Consider the following 14,186-nt stretch of genomic DNA (forward strand, 5'->3'; position numbering starts at 1 on the left):
GTGGCCGCGAAAGCCGGAATTCGGAGGGGGTGCGCCGCGCGTAACCCTGAACCCTTCCCTTTTCCTTTGAAATAAAGAGGCCAAGATGCCTGCCAACCTGACCCTTGACGCCCTGAAAGCCGCCGTTGCCAGCGGCGAGATCGACACCGTGGCCGCCTGCCTTGTGGATATGCAGGGCCGCCTGATGGGCAAGCGCTTTCACGCGCAGCATTTCCTCGACAGTGCGTTCGACGAGACGCATTGCTGCAACTACCTGCTGGCCACCGACATGGAGATGAACACGGTGCCGGGTTACCGGGCCACCTCCTGGGCGGCGGGCTATGGCGATTATGTGATGAAGCCCGATCTGGCGACGCTGCGCCGCCTGCCCTGGGTGCCGGGCACCGCGCTGGTGATGTGCGACGTGCTGGACCATCACACGCATGAGCCGGTGCCGCACGCGCCGCGGTCCATCCTGAAGAAACAGGTGGAGCGTGCCCGCGCCATGGGGTTCGAGCCGATGATGGCGACGGAACTGGAGTTCTTCCTGTTCGAGGAAAGCTTTTCCAGCCTGTTCGACAGCGGCTATCGCCAGATGACCGCGATGGCGCGGCACAATGTCGATTATTCGATCTGGGGCACCTCGCGCGACGAGCCGATCATGCGCGACATCCGCTGCAAGCTGTGGGATGCGGGCATCCCGATCGAATGTTCCAAGGGCGAGGCGGATGCCGGGCAGGAAGAGGTGAATGCCCGCTATTCCGACGCGATGGACACGGCGGACATGCACAGCATCATCAAGCTGGGGGTGAAGCAGATCGCGCAGGAGCATGGCGCGAGCGTCACCTTCATGGCGAAATATGACCATCGGCGCGCCGGATCGTCCAGCCATGTGCACCAATCGCTGTGGCGCGACGGCAAGCCCGCCTTCCGCGACGAGGCCGATGCCCATGGCATGAGCCAGGTGATGAAGCACTACATGGCCGGGCAACTGGCCCATGCGGCGGACATCACCTATTTTCTGGCACCCTATGTGAACAGCTACAAACGCTTCGTGGTGGGGATGTTCGCGCCGACCAAGGCGGTCTGGTCGCTGGACAACCGCACGGCGGGCTTCCGCGTCTGCGGTGCGGATACCAAGGCGGTGCGGGTGGAATGTCGCATTGGGGGCGCCGATCTGAACCCCTATCTTGCCTGTGCGGCGCTGCTGGCCGCCGGGCTGGACGGGATCGAGAAGGAAATGGCGCTGGAACCGGAAACCACCGGCGACATCTATCAGGCGGGGGCGGTGCGCGAGATTCCGAAAACGCTGGGCGAGGCGGCGGCGGCGCTGCGCGGATCGGCGCTGCTGCGGGCGGCGTTTGGCGACGAGGTGGTGGAGCATTACGCCCATGCCGCCGAATGGGAAATCGCCGAACACAACCGCGTGGTGACGGATTGGGAACGCGCGCGCGGCTTTGACCGGGCCTAAGCGTTCGGGCGTAAGAAATTCGGGCGGGGGTTCCCCGCCCCGGACAGAAATGGCAGGGAGGCCCCTGCCCTGTGAGGACGACGAAGATGAAACCCATTCAACTGATCTCGCCGGTGGACGGCTCGGTCTGGATCGAGCGGATGCCGCTGGCGCGCGAGGCGGCCTTTGCCGCTGCGGCCCGGGCGAAAGCCGCGCAAAAGGCCTGGGCCGCGCGCCCGCTGGAGGAACGCATCGCGCTGGTGAAGGCCGGTGTCGCCAAGCTGATGGAAAAGAAGGACCAGTTGGTCGAGGAACTGGCCTGGCAGATGGGCCGCCCGGTGCGGTTCGGCGGCGAATGGGGCGGCGTGAATGACCGCACCAACTATATGGCCGATATTGCCGCCAAGACGCTGGCCCCCGAAATCATCGAGGACGGCGCCACCTTCAAACGCTATCTGGCGCGCGAGGCGGTGGGCGTGGTGTTCATCGTGGCGCCGTGGAACTACCCCTATCTGACCACGATCAACACGCTGGCCCCGGCGCTGATCGCGGGCAATACCGTGATCCTGAAACACGCCTCGCAAACCCTGAGGGTGGGCGAGCGTCTGGCCGAGGCCTTCCACGCGGCGGGCATCCCCGAAGATGTGTTCCAGAATGTCGTGCTGGATCACGACACGACCGAGGCGCTGATTCAGGCGCGCTGCTTCAACTTCGTGAACTTCACCGGGTCTGTGCGCGGCGGCGTGGCGATGGAGAAGGCGGCGGCGGGCACCTTTACCGGGCTGGGGCTGGAACTGGGCGGCAAGGATCCGGGCTATGTGCGCGCCGATGCCGATCTGGACGCGGCGGTGGACAGCCTGATGGACGGCGCGATGTATAACGCGGGCCAGTGCTGCTGCGGGATCGAGCGCATCTATGTGCATGAAAGCCTGTATGACGCCTTTGTGGAAAAGGCGGTGGCCTGGGTCGGCGGATTGAAACTGGGCAACCCGTTCGATGCCGCCTCCACCCTTGGGCCGATGGCAAATGCCCGCTTTGCCGCCGTGGTGCGCGGCCAGATCGCCGAGGCGATTGCGGCAGGTGCCAAGCCGCTGATCGACCCTGCCGCCTTCCCCGCCGATGATGGCGGCGCCTATCTTGCGCCGCAGATTCTGGTGAATGTCGATCACTCGATGCGGGTGATGATGGAAGAAAGCTTTGGCCCGGTCGTCGGCATCATGCCGGTGAAGGATGATGCCGAGGCGATCAAGCTGATGAACGACAGCCCCTATGGGCTGACCTGTTCGATCTGGACCACGGATGCCGAGGCTGCGGCTGAAATCGGCGGGCAGATCGAAACCGGCACGGTGTTCATGAACCGTTGCGATTACCTTGACCCGGCACTGTGCTGGACAGGGTGCAAGGATACGGGCCGGGGCGGCTCGTTGTCCTATCTGGGCTTCCATTCGGTGACCCGGCCGAAATCCTACCATCTGAAAAAGGTGACGAAATGAGCCATAGCGTTCCGAACCGGAACTGGTCTTACCCGACGGCGATCAAGTTCGGCGTGGGCCGGATTGCCGAACTGGCCGAACATTGCCTGAGCGCGGGCATCCGCAAGCCGCTGCTGGTGACCGACAAGGCGCTGGCCGGGCTGCCGATCACCGCCGATGCGCGCGGGATTCTGGCGGCGGCGGGTCTGGGCGACGCCGTGTTTTCCGAGGTTGACCCCAACCCGAACGAGAAGAACATGGAGGCCGGGATCGAGGTCTACCTTGCGGGCGACCATGACGGGGTGGTGTGTTTCGGCGGCGGCTCGGCCCTTGATCTGGGCAAGATGATCGCGCTGATGGCCGGGCAACCGGCCAATCTGTCGGTCTGGGAGTTGGAGGACATCGACGACTGGTATACCCGCGCCGATGCCGACCGGATCGCGCCGATCATCGCGGTGCCGACCACGGCAGGCACCGGATCGGAAGTCGGGCGGGCGGGTGTGCTGACCAACAGCGCCACGCACAAGAAGAAGATCATCTTCCACCCCAAGCTGATGCCCGCCGTCACCATCTGTGACCCGGCGCTGACCGTGGGGATGCCGAAGTTCATCACCGCCGGCACCGGCATGGACGCGCTGGCGCATTGTCTGGAGGCCTATTGCAGCCCGTTCTATCACCCGATGTCGCAGGGCATCGCGCTGGAAGGGATGCGGCTGGTGTTCGAGAACCTTGTCGAGGTTTACGAGAACCCCGGCAATCTGGACGCCCGCGCGCATATGATGTCTGCGGCGGCCATGGGCGCCGTGGCGTTCCAGAAGGGGCTGGGCGCGATTCACAGCCTCAGCCATCCGGTGGGCGCGGTGTATAACACCCATCACGGCACCACCAATGCCGTGGTCATGCCGATGGTGCTGGAATTCAACCGGTCGGCCATCGAGGACCGGATCGTGAAAGCGGCGGCCTATCTGGGCTTTGACGGCGGGTTCGCGGGCTTCCACGACCAGATCATGGAACTGCGCAGCAAGCTGAACATCCCGGAAAACCTGAGCGCGATGGGCGTGCAGTTTGCCGATCTGGACATGCTGACCGACATGGCGCTGGAAGATCCGTCCTGCGGTGGCAATCCGATTGCGATGACGCGCGAAAATACCCGCGCGCTTTACGACGCCTGCATGTAAGAGGGAGGGCCGGGTGCCACAGGGGTGCCCGGCCTGACCGGATGAGGCCATGAGCGCACATTATACGACCGATATCGCCGTGATCGGCGCAGGCGCCGTGGGCATGGCTTGCGCGCTGCAGCTGGCCACTGACGGGCACGCGGTCGTGATGATCGACCCCGGCGCGCCGGGGATGGGGGCCTCTTACGGCAATGCGGGCACGATTGCCGACTATGCGGTGCTGCCCGTGGGCACGCCGGATGTGCTGAAAAACCTGCCGTCGCTGCTGTTCAACCGCAATTCGCCGCTGTCGATCCGCCATGCGGCGCTGCCCACGCTGATGCCATGGCTGCTGCGCTTTGCGCGGCAAAGCCTGCCTGCGGCGGCGGCGCGCAATGCAGCGGCGATTGCGGCGCTGCTGGCCAGCGCGAACGGATCGTGGAAGGAATTTGCCGCCGAGATCGGCGGGGCGGAGATTCTGCAGCATCGCGGCTGCCTGTATCTGTATGAAACCGCTGCGGCGTTTCGGGCGGCAGAGGCCGATATGGCCGGGCGGCGCGCCCTTGGCATCGCGGTGGAGCTGCTGCGCCCCGAGGCGCTGGCGGCGATGGAGCCGGGCCTGCCCGGCGTTGCGGGCGGGGCGGCGTTCTTTCCGCAGGCGATCTTTCTGGATGATCCCGGCGCGATGATGCGGCGGCTGGCGGCACGTCTGGCGCAGATGGGCGTGGCGCATCTGCCGCACCGGATTGCCCGGCTGGAACGGCAGGCGGCGGGTGTGGTGCTGGAGGGGCCGGGGCTGCGCGTCCATGCGCGGCGGGTGGTGATCGCGGCGGGCGCCCATTCGCGCGCGCTGGCGGCGCAGGCGGGCGACCGGGTGCCGCTGGATACCGAGCGCGGCTATCATGTGGAATGGGATATGGAAGTGCCGCGCCTGACGCGCCCCGCCTGCCCCACCACGCGCGGCTTCTATCTGTGCCCGATGGCGGGACGGTTGCGGGTGGCGGGCACGGTAGAGCTGGGCGGGCTGACCGCGCCGCCCTCGCCCCACCGGGTGCAGCGGCTGATCGAGGGCGCGCGGGCGATCTTTCCCGATCTGGGCGAACCGTCGCGCGACTGGATGGGGTTCCGCCCGTCGATGCCCGACAGCCTGCCGGTGATTTCGGCGTCAAGCAGCGGGCCGGATGTGATTCATGCCTTTGGCCATGGCCATATCGGCTTGACATTGGCGCCGATCACGGCACGGATCGTCGCCGATCTGATCGCGGGGCGGGGGCCGGAACTGGATCTGGCGCCCTATCGGGTGGGCCGGTTCTGAGACGGCGCCGCCGGGGGTTTCACACCCCCGGACCCCCGTGGGATATTTGGGCCAAGATGAAGGACGTCAGCGTGCGCAAGGCTTTTGTGACCGGCTCTGCCGGGTTTATCGGGTTTCATCTGTGCCAGCGGTTGTTGGCCGAGGGCTGGCAGGTGCTGGGCCTGGACGGGATGAGCGATTATTACGACGTGACGCTGAAGCAGCGCCGCCATCAGATGCTGCTGCAATCGCCGGGCTTCCGGGCGGTGGAGGGCTTGCTGGAGGCGCCGGGGCTGGTGCGCGGGCTGGTGGAGGAGTTTCGCCCCGATGTGATCGTGCATCTGGCAGCACAAGCGGGGGTGCGCTATTCGATCGACGCGCCGCGATCCTATGTCGAAGCCAATCTGATCGGCACCTTCGAGGTGCTGGAGGCGGCACGCGCCTTTCCGCCGGCGCATATGCTGCTTGCCTCTACCTCTTCGGTGTTCGGGGCGAATACCGAGATGCCCTATGCCGAGACGCACAAGGCCGACCATCAGATGAGCTTCTATGCCGCCACCAAGAAGGCGGGCGAGGCGATGGCGCATAGCTATGCGCATCTGTATGGGCTGCCGACCACGATGTTCCGCTTCTTCACCGTTTACGGGCCCTGGGGGCGGCCGGACATGGCGCTGTTCAAGTTCGTGAAGGCGATCTTGCAGGGCGAGCCGATCGACATCTACAACCACGGCGACATGCGGCGCGATTTCACTTATGTCGAGGATCTGGTGGAAGGGATCGTGCGGCTGATCGACGCCGTGCCGGGGGCGGCGCCGGTGGGGGATTTCGACAGCCTGTCGCCGGTGGCGCCGTGGCGGGTGGTGAATATCGGCAATGGCGCGCCGGTGCCGCTGATGGAATTCGTGGCGGCCATCGAGGCGGCGACAGGCCGGGTGGCCGAAAAGCGCCTGCTGCCGATGCAGCCGGGCGATGTGCCGGCCACCTGGGCCGATGCCACGCTGATCGAGGCGCTGACCGGCGCCCTGCCCCGCACCGACATTCGCGACGGCGTGGCGCGCTTTGTGGACTGGTATCGCAGCTATTACGCCGTCTGAGCCTGCGATTCGGCGGGGCGCGGCATGGCTTGCCGCCCCGCCCATAAATTCATCATTCAAATCATGGGGTTGCGCGCTACGGCTGTGGTGGCGCTAACAATGCTGGGCCGCCGCAAGATTCTTGCGCGTGCAGCATTGTTTCATCTTGCGGTCGGTATGCGAAAGTATACTGCGTCACATCGCATGATTTGAGAGGAGAAACCCCATGGACCCGATCCATGACAAAATCCTGGCCGACCCGAGGTTCCGCGAGCTGGTGAGCCGCCGCAACCGCTTTTCCTTCACCCTCGCCGTGATCGTTCTGGCGGTCTATGCGGGCTTCGTTTCGGTGGCGGTGTTCAACCCGGCACTGTTCGCCTCGTCCTTTGCCGGGCAATCGGCCTGGGCCTGGGGGTTGATCGCCGGGTTCTGCATCCAGGGCTTCGCCTTCGTGATGACCGGGATCTACACGCGCCGCGCCAATGGCGAATTCGACCGGCTGGCGCAGGATGCGATCCGGGGGGGGAAAGCCGCATGAAACGGAGTGTCACGCTTGCAACCGCCGCCCTGATCGCGGCGCCCGGTCTGGCATGGGCCGCGGGTGGTGCCATCGAGGGTGAGGTTGCCAAACGATCTGTCAACGTGACCGCCATCGGCATGTTCCTGTTCTTCGTGCTGGCGACGCTGGTGCTGACGGCCTGGGCGGCGCGGCGCACCAAATCGACCTCGGATTTCTACACCGCAGGTGGTGGCATCACCGGCTTCCAGAACGGGCTGGCCATCGCGGGCGACTACATGTCGGCGGCGGCGTTTCTGGGCGTGTCGGGCATGGTGTTCACCAAGGGCGTGGACGGCGTGTTCTACACGGTGGGCTGGACGGTGGGCTGGCCGCTGATCCTGTTTCTGATCGCCGAGCGGCTGCGCAATCTGGGCCGGTTCACCTTTGCCGATGTCGCCTCGTTCCGTTTTGATCAGAACCGCATCCGCACGCTGAGCGCGTTTGGCGCGCTGACCGTGGTGATCTTTTACCTGATCGCGCAGATGGTGGGGGCGGGCAAGCTGATCCAACTGCTGTTCGGGCTGGATTATGCCTATGCGGTGGTGCTGGTGGGCGTGCTGATGGTGGCCTATGTGACCTTTGGCGGGATGCTGGCCACGACCTGGGTGCAGATCGTGAAGGCGGTGCTGCTGCTGGGGGGCTGCACGATTCTGGTGGTGCTGGGGCTGGCGCAGTTCGGCTTTTCGCCCGAGGCGATGATGCAGGCGGCGCTGGACAATCATACGCTGCATGAGGCGATCCGCGCGCCTTCGGCCTCGATCTCTGACCCGATCACGGCGGTGTCGCTGGGGCTGGCGCTGATGTGTGGCCCGGCGGGGCTGCCGCATATCCTGATGCGGTTCTTCACGGTGCCCGATGCCAAGGCAGCGCGGAAATCGGTGTTCTTTGCCACCGGGTTCATCGGCTATTTCTTCGTGCTGGCGGTGACCATCGGCTTCCTGGCCATCACGCTGGTCGGCACGAACCCGGCCTATCTGGACCCGGCGGGCAAGATCATCGGCGGCGCCAATATGGCGGCGATCCACCTGTCGGAAGTGGTGGGGGGCAATGTGTTCCTGGGCTTCATTTCGGCGGTGGCCTTTGCCACGATTCTGGCCGTGGTGTCGGGGCTGGCGCTGTCGGGTGCCTCGGCGGTCAGCCATGATCTGTATGCCCGCGTGCTGATGAAGGGCAAGGCGAGCGACAAGTCCGAGATGAAGGTGACGCGCTTTGCCACGCTGGTTCTGGGCGCACTGGCCATCGTGCTGGGGCTGGCCTTCGAGGATCAGAACATCGCCTTCATGGTGGGTCTGGCTTTCGGTCTGGCGGCGTCGGTCAACTTCCCGGTGCTGATCATGTCGATCTTCTGGCGCGGCATGACGACGCGCGGCGCCTTTGTCGGCGGGCTGCTGGGCCTTGTGTCGGCGGTGGCCTGTGTGGTGCTGGGCCCGACGGTCTGGGTGACGGTGCTGGGCTTCGAGACGGCGATCTTCCCGTGGGAGCAGTACGCGCTGTTCTCGATGAGCATCGCCTTTGCCGGGATCTGGCTGTTCTCGGTCACCGACAGCAGCAAACGCGCGGCGCTGGACAGGGCCGGGTTCGATGCGCAATTCGTGCGGTCGGAAACCGGGCATGGCGCCTCGGGGGCCGTGGCGCATTGATCGCCACAGGATGAGACGGGACAGGCCCGGAGGGGAAACCTCCGGGCCTTTTCGTTTGGGCGGGCCGCCCGCGCCAAAGGAAAAGCGCGGCCCGTGCAGGCCGCGCTTCATCCGGTGCAGAAGGGTCAGGGGCTTACAGCATCCCCGGCACGACCTGATCCGGCGGGCGGTGGCCGTCGGCGAAGGTCTTGATGTTGAGGATGACCTTCTCGCCCATCTCCACCCGGCCTTCGACGGTGGCCGAGCCCATATGCGGCAGCAGCACCACGTTGGGCAGTTCGCGCAGGCGGGGGTTGATCTCGTGGCCATGTTCGAACACGTCGAGACCGGCGCCCGCGATTTCACCGGCGCGCAAGCCGCGCGTCAGGGCGTTTTCGTCGATCACCTCGCCGCGCGAGGTGTTCACCACCACGGCGGTCGGCTTCAGCAGTTTCAGGCGCCGTGCGTTCAGCAGGTGGAAGGTCGAGGGCGTGTGCGGGCAGTTGACCGAGATGATGTCCATCCGCGCCATCATCTGATCGAGGCTTTCCCAATAGGTCGCCTCCACCTCGGCCTCCACCTCGGGGCGCAGGCGACGGCGGTTGTGGTAGTGGATCTGCATCCCGAAGGCGCGGGCGCGCCGCGCCACTGCCTGCCCGATCCGCCCCATGCCGAGGATGCCCAGCCGCCGCCCGCCGACGCGACCGCCCAGGTGCCCCATCGGCGACCAGCCGGTCCAGCGGCCCGCCTGCATTTCCGCCATACCCTCGGGGATGCGGCGCACCACGCCGAGGATCAACGCCATCACCATGTCGGCGGTATCTTCAGCGCCCACACCCGGCGTGTTCGACACCAGAACCCCGCGGGCCCGTGCGGTGGCAACGTCAATGTGATCGACCCCGGCGCCGTAATTGGCGATCAGCTTCAACCGCTCCCCCGCCTGCGCCAGCAGGGTTGCGTCGATCAGATCGGTCACACAGGGCACCAGCACATCGCAACGCTTTACCGCATCGGCCAGTTCTTCCCGGGTCATCCGCGTATCGGGGTCGCGCAGTTCGACATCGAACAGTTCTTTCATCCGGGTCTCGACGACCTCAGGCAGACGCCGCGTGACGACGACACTCAGACGTTTGGCGGGCATTGGCTTCCTCCCAGGAGACTGCGACCGTGGCACTTCCAAATCGAAGCGCTTGCTGGCAAAGTGCCGTCTTGCGGGGCGAGGCACAAGCCCTCGGTAACAAAGTTGCGGCGCAAACATGCGGTGCAGGGGCAGAAGACCGGCTCAACCGACGCCCTTTGGGGTGGCGGGGGCCGGAAAGGGGCGAAGGACATGGTGAAATCCTTGTCGATCTTGGGCTTGGCGGCCTGTCTTGGGATGGCGCTGGTCAGCGGATCGCAGATGGGCGCGCTTTGGGCGCAGACGGTGGTGATGGATGAGGAGACCGGCGGCACAAGCTCGCAGGAGCCTGCGCTGAGCGAGGAAGATACCGGCGGGCTGGTGGGGGGCCCTGTGGATGTGGGTTCTGCCGCGCCTGCCGTCTCGCCCTTGCCCACGGCACGCCCGGTGCCGGGTGGTGCGGCGGCAGAGCCGCTGCCGCTGGAGACCCTGCCCGCCGACCCGCTGGCGCTGCCCGGCACGCAGACTGACCCCGGCAAGGGGCCGGTGACCAACCTGCCACTGCCGCGCTATGTGACGCTGAAGACCGGCGAGGGCAATGCGCGGCGCGGGCCGGGCCTGTCGAACCGCATCGACTGGGTGTTCACCCGCGCCGGGATGCCGCTGCGGGTGACGGCGGAATACGAGAACTGGCGCCGGGTCGAGGATACCGAGGGGCTGGGCGGCTGGGTGCATTATTCGCTGCTGTCGGGGGTGCGCTCGGTGCTGATTCAGGCGGAAATGGCCGAGTTCCGCGCCGCACCGGACAGCGAGGCCGAGGTGGTGCTGCGCGCCGAGCGCAATGTGATCGGCCGGATTCTGGAGTGCAATCCCGACTGGTGCCGGTTGAGCGTGGAGGGCGAAAAGGGCTGGGTCAGCAAGGCCGCCCTTTGGGGCGTGGACCCGGGCGAGGTGATCGAATGACCGGCCAAGCGGGGCTGAACGATGCGCTTTGATCTGGAGACGCTGGACCCGGGGATGGGCTACAAGCTGCTGGCGGCGACGGTGGTGCCACGCCCGATTGCCTGGGTGACGACGCAAAGCGCCGAAGGCGCGGTGAATTGCGCGCCGTTCAGCTTTTTCAACGCGATGGGGGGCAACCCGCCGATCGTGACACTGGGCCTTCTGGCCGATGCGGCGCGGGGCTGGAAGGATACGCCGCGCAATATCCTCGAAACCGGCGAGTTTGTGGTGAATCTGGTGCCCTATCGGCTGGCGGAACAGATGAACATCACCTGCGTCGATGCCCCGAACGGCGTGAACGAGCTGGAGTTGGCCGGGCTGACCGCAGCCCCTTCGGCCCATGTGCGCCCGCCGCGCATTGCCGAAAGCCCGATCAGCTTTGAGGCGCGGGTGATGCAGACGTTGGAAACCGGGCCGCATCAGTTGCTGGTGGTGGGTCAGGTGCTGGCGGTGCATGTGGACGACGATCTGGTGAAGGACGCCGCGCGCGGCCATATCGAAACACGCAAGCTGGACCTGATCGCGCGGGGCGGCGGGGCGGATTATTACCGCGAGGGGCCGACCTTCCAGATGACGCGGCCCCGCTGGGCCGATCTGGCGCCGAAGGGTTAAGGCCGCAGCAGTTTCGCGGCGCCCATCCAGCCCATCAGGATGGCGGGCGCATTGGTGTTGCCCGCGATCAGGTTGGGGAAGCTGGAGGCGTCGATCACCCGCAACCCCTCGACCCCGCGCACGCGCAGATCCGGATCCAGCACAGAAGTTGCCGGATCGGCCCCCATGCGGCAGGTGCAGGACGGGTGATAGACGGTGCCCGAGCGCTGGCGGAAATCGGCGATCAGATCGGCGTCGCTGGTGATCTGCGGGCCAGGGCGCAGTTCTTCGGCGATCAGCCGGGCCAAGGCAGGTTGCGCGGCCAGATGGCGCAGGAATTTCACCGCCAGCAGCATCTCGGCCACGTCATGGTCGGTGGCAAAGGCATTAGCGGTGATGGCGGGATGGGCCAGCGGATCGGGGCTGCGCAGCCGGACATGCCCGCGCGAGGTGGGGCGGCAGTTCGACAGGCCCAGCGACATGCCGGAAAACGGATCGGGGGTCAGGATCGGGCGCTCGCCCTCGCGCGGGATCAGGGTAGAAAACGCCTGCATGTAAAGCTGCATGTTGGGGCGCGGCTCGTCCGGCGCGGTGCGGAAGAACCCGCCCGCATGGTTGATGGATTTCGCCAGCGGCCCGGCCCCCGCCAGAACATACTGCAGCCCCGCCCGCAGCTTGCCCCACCACGGGCGCAGCGCGTCGTTATAGGTCGGCACATTCATGCGGAAGGTGTAGTTGATGCCCTGATGGTCTGACAGATGCGCGCCGACATCGGGGTTATCGTACAGCACCGGCAGGCCCAGCCCCTGCAACAGCGCGCCCGGCCCGATGCCCGACAATTGCAGAAGCTGCGGCGAGTTGATCGCCCCGCCCGACAGGATCACCTCGGCCCGCGCACGCGCTTGATGGGGCGTGCCATTGCGCAGGTATTCCACCCCCACGGCGCGGCGCCCGTCGAACAGCACCCGCGTCACCTGCGCCTGCGGGATCACCCGCAGGTTGGGCCGCATCATGGCAGGGCGCAGAAAGGCGCGGGCGGTGGAATTGCGACGGGCACCCTTGATCGTCATCTGATAGACACCGGCTCCCTCTTGCTGCGCGCCGTTGAAATCGGGGTTGGGCGGCAGCCCGGCTTCGGCACAGGCGCGCAGATAATCCTGCACCAGCGGATGCAGCCCCCGGCGATTGGCCGAAATGAACAGCGGCCCGCCCTGCCCGCGATAATCATCCGCCCCGGCCTCGGTATCTTCCAGCGCGCGATAGGCGGGCAGCACATCGTCCCAGCCCCAGCCGGGCGCCGCCTGCCCCCAATCGTCATAATCGGCACGGTGGCCACGGATCCAGACCATGGCATTGATCGAAGATGACCCGCCCAGCAGCTTGCCGCGCGGCCAGTGGTCGCGCTGCCCTGCCAGACCGGGGTCCGGTTCGGCCTTGTAAAGCCAGTTCACGGCGGGGTCGTAGAAGAGCTTGCCGTAACCCAAGGGAAGGTTGACATAAAACCGCCGGTCACTTCCCCCCGCCTCGATCAGCGTCACGCGGTATTTGCCGTTTTCGGTCAGGCGGTTGGCCAGCACACAGCCCGCCGAACCGGCGCCGACGATGATGAAATCGCTGTCTTCCATAGCCGCCCTGCCCTTGGGAATGGCCAAAGGTAACGTAAGGATGACAGGGGCCAATGGCTGCGGGCGACAGGTTGTGTCGGGAACGGCTCAGTCTGCAATCACGAAGCGCGGGGCGTAAGAGACCGGAAAGTTGACCGACCGGGCGATGAAGCAGACGGCATGGATGCGGTGATGGATCGCCTCGGCCTCGGCCAGATCAGCGCCCGGCGCCACGGTGATCTGCGGGCGCAGGGTTGCCGCGACGAAGCGCCCGGCGCCACCGGGGCCAACCTCGCCCTGCCCTTCCGGCGCATCTTCATAGGCGGTGACGGTGATGCCCGCCTCGGCCGCGTAATGCAGATACCACAGCATGTGGCAGGCCGAGAGCGCCGACAGCAGCAGATCCTCGGGGTTCATCTTCGCCGGATCGCCGCCCAGCAGCGGATCGTTGGAACAATGGACCACCGGCTTGCCCGGCACGGCAATATCCCAGGTGCGATCATAGCCGCGATAGCTGGCGGTGCCCGCGCCCCGGTTCCCGGTCCAGACCACCTGCGATGTGTAAACATGCCCGGCCATCTTGCGCCTCCTTGTGCCGCCCCCAGATTTCGTATACATGTATACATAAATCAGGACAGAGGCAAGCATGACCGCCCCCCAGATCGCCACTACCCTGCGCGCCGACATCCTTGCCGGGCGCATCACCCCCGGCGAGGCTTTGCAGCAAGAGGATCTGGCAGCACGCTTTGGCGTCAGCCGCATTCCGGTGCGCGATGCCTTGCAGCAACTGGCGGCGGCGCGGCTGGTCGAGGTGGTGCCGGGGCGCGGGGCGCGGGTGGTTCGCCTGACGCGCGACGAATTGGCCGAGGTGTTCGAACTGCGCCGGTTGCTGGAATGCAATGCGCTGCGCCGCGCCACAACCCGGGCCAAAGCTGCGGATCACGAGGCGGTGGACCATGCGCGCCAGCAATCGGATCTGGAGGCGGGGCGGCCCGGCTGGCAGGCGGGCGACTGGGCCTTTCATGCGGCGCTCTATGCCGCCGCAAACCACCCCCGCCAGATCGCCATGATCGCCGAATTGCGCGACACCTGCCAGATGCACATCGCCGCCTATGACCGGCTGAGCGATGACACCCCGCGCTGGCTTGCCGATCATCAGGCGATCAGCGCCGCCTTTTGCGCGGGCGATGCCGATGCCGCCGCCTCGCGCCTTGCCAAGCACATCATGGCGGCGCGCGACCGGCTGCTGACGCTTCTGGCGGATTGAGC

At 66.1% G+C, this 14,186-nt stretch carries 13 protein-coding genes; 10 read left to right on the forward strand and 3 right to left on the reverse strand.

Annotated elements, in window-relative coordinates; translation table 11 throughout:
- The first annotated feature begins 85 nt into the window (after positions 1-85).
- The 7 genes from BMX43_RS12710 to BMX43_RS12740 all read left to right on the forward strand — a co-directional run bounded on the left by BMX43_RS12710 (position 86) and on the right by BMX43_RS12740 (position 8,624).
- The gene (locus BMX43_RS12710; protein ID WP_091301968.1) at positions 86-1,450 is read left to right on the forward strand and encodes a glutamine synthetase family protein; all 1,365 of its coding nucleotides are present in this window, start codon (positions 86-88) and stop codon (positions 1,448-1,450) included.
- Positions 1,451-1,536: 86 nt separating this feature from the next.
- Positions 1,537-2,922 (forward strand): aldehyde dehydrogenase family protein, encoded by a 1,386-nt coding sequence (locus BMX43_RS12715; protein ID WP_091301969.1) that lies wholly within the window; start codon positions 1,537-1,539, stop codon positions 2,920-2,922.
- On the forward strand, positions 2,919-4,079 hold the full coding sequence (locus BMX43_RS12720) for an iron-containing alcohol dehydrogenase (protein WP_091301970.1): 1,161 nt from the start codon (positions 2,919-2,921) through the stop codon (positions 4,077-4,079). The genes BMX43_RS12715 and BMX43_RS12720 overlap by 4 nt, the downstream gene beginning before the upstream one ends.
- Before the next feature lie 49 nt (positions 4,080-4,128).
- A complete protein-coding gene (locus BMX43_RS12725) occupies positions 4,129-5,373 on the forward strand; it encodes an NAD(P)/FAD-dependent oxidoreductase (RefSeq protein WP_091301971.1) in 1,245 nt (414 codons plus the stop codon).
- A gap of 56 nt (positions 5,374-5,429) precedes the next feature.
- The gene (locus BMX43_RS12730) at positions 5,430-6,446 is read left to right on the forward strand and encodes an NAD-dependent epimerase/dehydratase family protein (RefSeq protein ID WP_245749468.1); all 1,017 of its coding nucleotides are present in this window, start codon (positions 5,430-5,432) and stop codon (positions 6,444-6,446) included.
- A gap of 205 nt (positions 6,447-6,651) precedes the next feature.
- Positions 6,652-6,963 carry a DUF485 domain-containing protein gene (locus tag BMX43_RS12735; RefSeq protein ID WP_091301972.1) on the forward strand — a complete coding sequence of 104 codons (312 nt, stop codon included), beginning with the start codon at positions 6,652-6,654 and terminating at the stop codon, positions 6,961-6,963.
- Positions 6,960-8,624, forward strand: coding sequence for a cation acetate symporter (locus BMX43_RS12740; RefSeq protein WP_091301973.1), 1,665 nt, complete (start codon positions 6,960-6,962; stop codon positions 8,622-8,624). Before BMX43_RS12735 ends, BMX43_RS12740 begins: the two co-directional genes overlap by 4 nt.
- Before the next feature lie 133 nt (positions 8,625-8,757).
- Here the strand turns inward: BMX43_RS12740 and BMX43_RS12745 are convergent, their stop codons facing one another.
- Positions 8,758-9,744, reverse strand: coding sequence for a 2-hydroxyacid dehydrogenase (locus BMX43_RS12745; protein ID WP_091301974.1), 987 nt, complete (start codon positions 9,742-9,744; stop codon positions 8,758-8,760).
- Positions 9,745-10,167: 423 nt separating this feature from the next.
- Here BMX43_RS12745 and BMX43_RS12750 point away from each other — a divergent pair, with 423 nt between their 5' ends.
- Both BMX43_RS12750 and BMX43_RS12755 read left to right on the forward strand, forming a co-directional pair.
- Positions 10,168-10,683 carry an SH3 domain-containing protein gene (locus BMX43_RS12750; RefSeq protein ID WP_425431807.1) on the forward strand — a complete coding sequence of 172 codons (516 nt, stop codon included), beginning with the start codon at positions 10,168-10,170 and terminating at the stop codon, positions 10,681-10,683.
- Positions 10,684-10,704: 21 nt separating this feature from the next.
- Positions 10,705-11,334, forward strand: coding sequence for a flavin reductase family protein (locus BMX43_RS12755; RefSeq protein ID WP_091301975.1), 630 nt, complete (start codon positions 10,705-10,707; stop codon positions 11,332-11,334).
- On the opposite strand, the gene BMX43_RS12760 is transcribed toward BMX43_RS12755, so the two are convergent.
- Both BMX43_RS12760 and BMX43_RS12765 read right to left on the reverse strand, forming a co-directional pair.
- The gene (locus tag BMX43_RS12760; RefSeq protein WP_091301976.1) at positions 11,331-12,938 is read right to left on the reverse strand and encodes a GMC family oxidoreductase; all 1,608 of its coding nucleotides are present in this window, start codon (positions 12,936-12,938) and stop codon (positions 11,331-11,333) included. The genes BMX43_RS12755 and BMX43_RS12760 overlap by 4 nt on opposite strands.
- An 87-nt stretch (positions 12,939-13,025) precedes the next feature.
- Positions 13,026-13,496, reverse strand: a complete 471-nt coding sequence (locus BMX43_RS12765; protein WP_091301977.1) for an OsmC family protein — start codon at positions 13,494-13,496, stop codon at positions 13,026-13,028.
- Positions 13,497-13,563: 67 nt separating this feature from the next.
- Here BMX43_RS12765 and BMX43_RS12770 point away from each other — a divergent pair, with 67 nt between their 5' ends.
- On the forward strand, positions 13,564-14,184 hold the full coding sequence (locus tag BMX43_RS12770) for a GntR family transcriptional regulator (RefSeq protein ID WP_091301978.1): 621 nt from the start codon (positions 13,564-13,566) through the stop codon (positions 14,182-14,184).
- Positions 14,185-14,186: the final 2 nt, after the last annotated feature.

Source organism: Gemmobacter aquatilis (assembly GCF_900110025.1).
GTDB lineage: Bacteria > Pseudomonadota > Alphaproteobacteria > Rhodobacterales > Rhodobacteraceae > Gemmobacter > Gemmobacter aquatilis.

Excerpts from the sequence above, each read along its gene's own strand:
- BMX43_RS12710 (WP_091301968.1), top strand. The coding sequence starts at position 86 with ATGCCTGCCAACCTGACCCTTGACGCCCTGAAAGCCGCCGTTGCCAGC.
- BMX43_RS12715 (WP_091301969.1), top strand. The coding sequence starts at position 1,537 with ATGAAACCCATTCAACTGATCTCGCCGGTGGACGGCTCGGTCTGGATC.
- BMX43_RS12720 (WP_091301970.1), top strand. The coding sequence starts at position 2,919 with ATGAGCCATAGCGTTCCGAACCGGAACTGGTCTTACCCGACGGCGATC.
- BMX43_RS12725 (WP_091301971.1), top strand. The coding sequence starts at position 4,129 with ATGAGCGCACATTATACGACCGATATCGCCGTGATCGGCGCAGGCGCC.
- BMX43_RS12730 (WP_245749468.1), top strand. The coding sequence starts at position 5,430 with ATGAAGGACGTCAGCGTGCGCAAGGCTTTTGTGACCGGCTCTGCCGGG.
- BMX43_RS12735 (WP_091301972.1), top strand. The coding sequence starts at position 6,652 with ATGGACCCGATCCATGACAAAATCCTGGCCGACCCGAGGTTCCGCGAG.
- BMX43_RS12740 (WP_091301973.1), top strand. The coding sequence starts at position 6,960 with ATGAAACGGAGTGTCACGCTTGCAACCGCCGCCCTGATCGCGGCGCCC.
- BMX43_RS12745 (WP_091301974.1), bottom strand. The coding sequence starts at position 9,744 with ATGCCCGCCAAACGTCTGAGTGTCGTCGTCACGCGGCGTCTGCCTGAG.
- BMX43_RS12755 (WP_091301975.1), top strand. The coding sequence starts at position 10,705 with ATGCGCTTTGATCTGGAGACGCTGGACCCGGGGATGGGCTACAAGCTG.
- BMX43_RS12760 (WP_091301976.1), bottom strand. The coding sequence starts at position 12,938 with ATGGAAGACAGCGATTTCATCATCGTCGGCGCCGGTTCGGCGGGCTGT.
- BMX43_RS12765 (WP_091301977.1), bottom strand. The coding sequence starts at position 13,496 with ATGGCCGGGCATGTTTACACATCGCAGGTGGTCTGGACCGGGAACCGG.
- BMX43_RS12770 (WP_091301978.1), top strand. The coding sequence starts at position 13,564 with ATGACCGCCCCCCAGATCGCCACTACCCTGCGCGCCGACATCCTTGCC.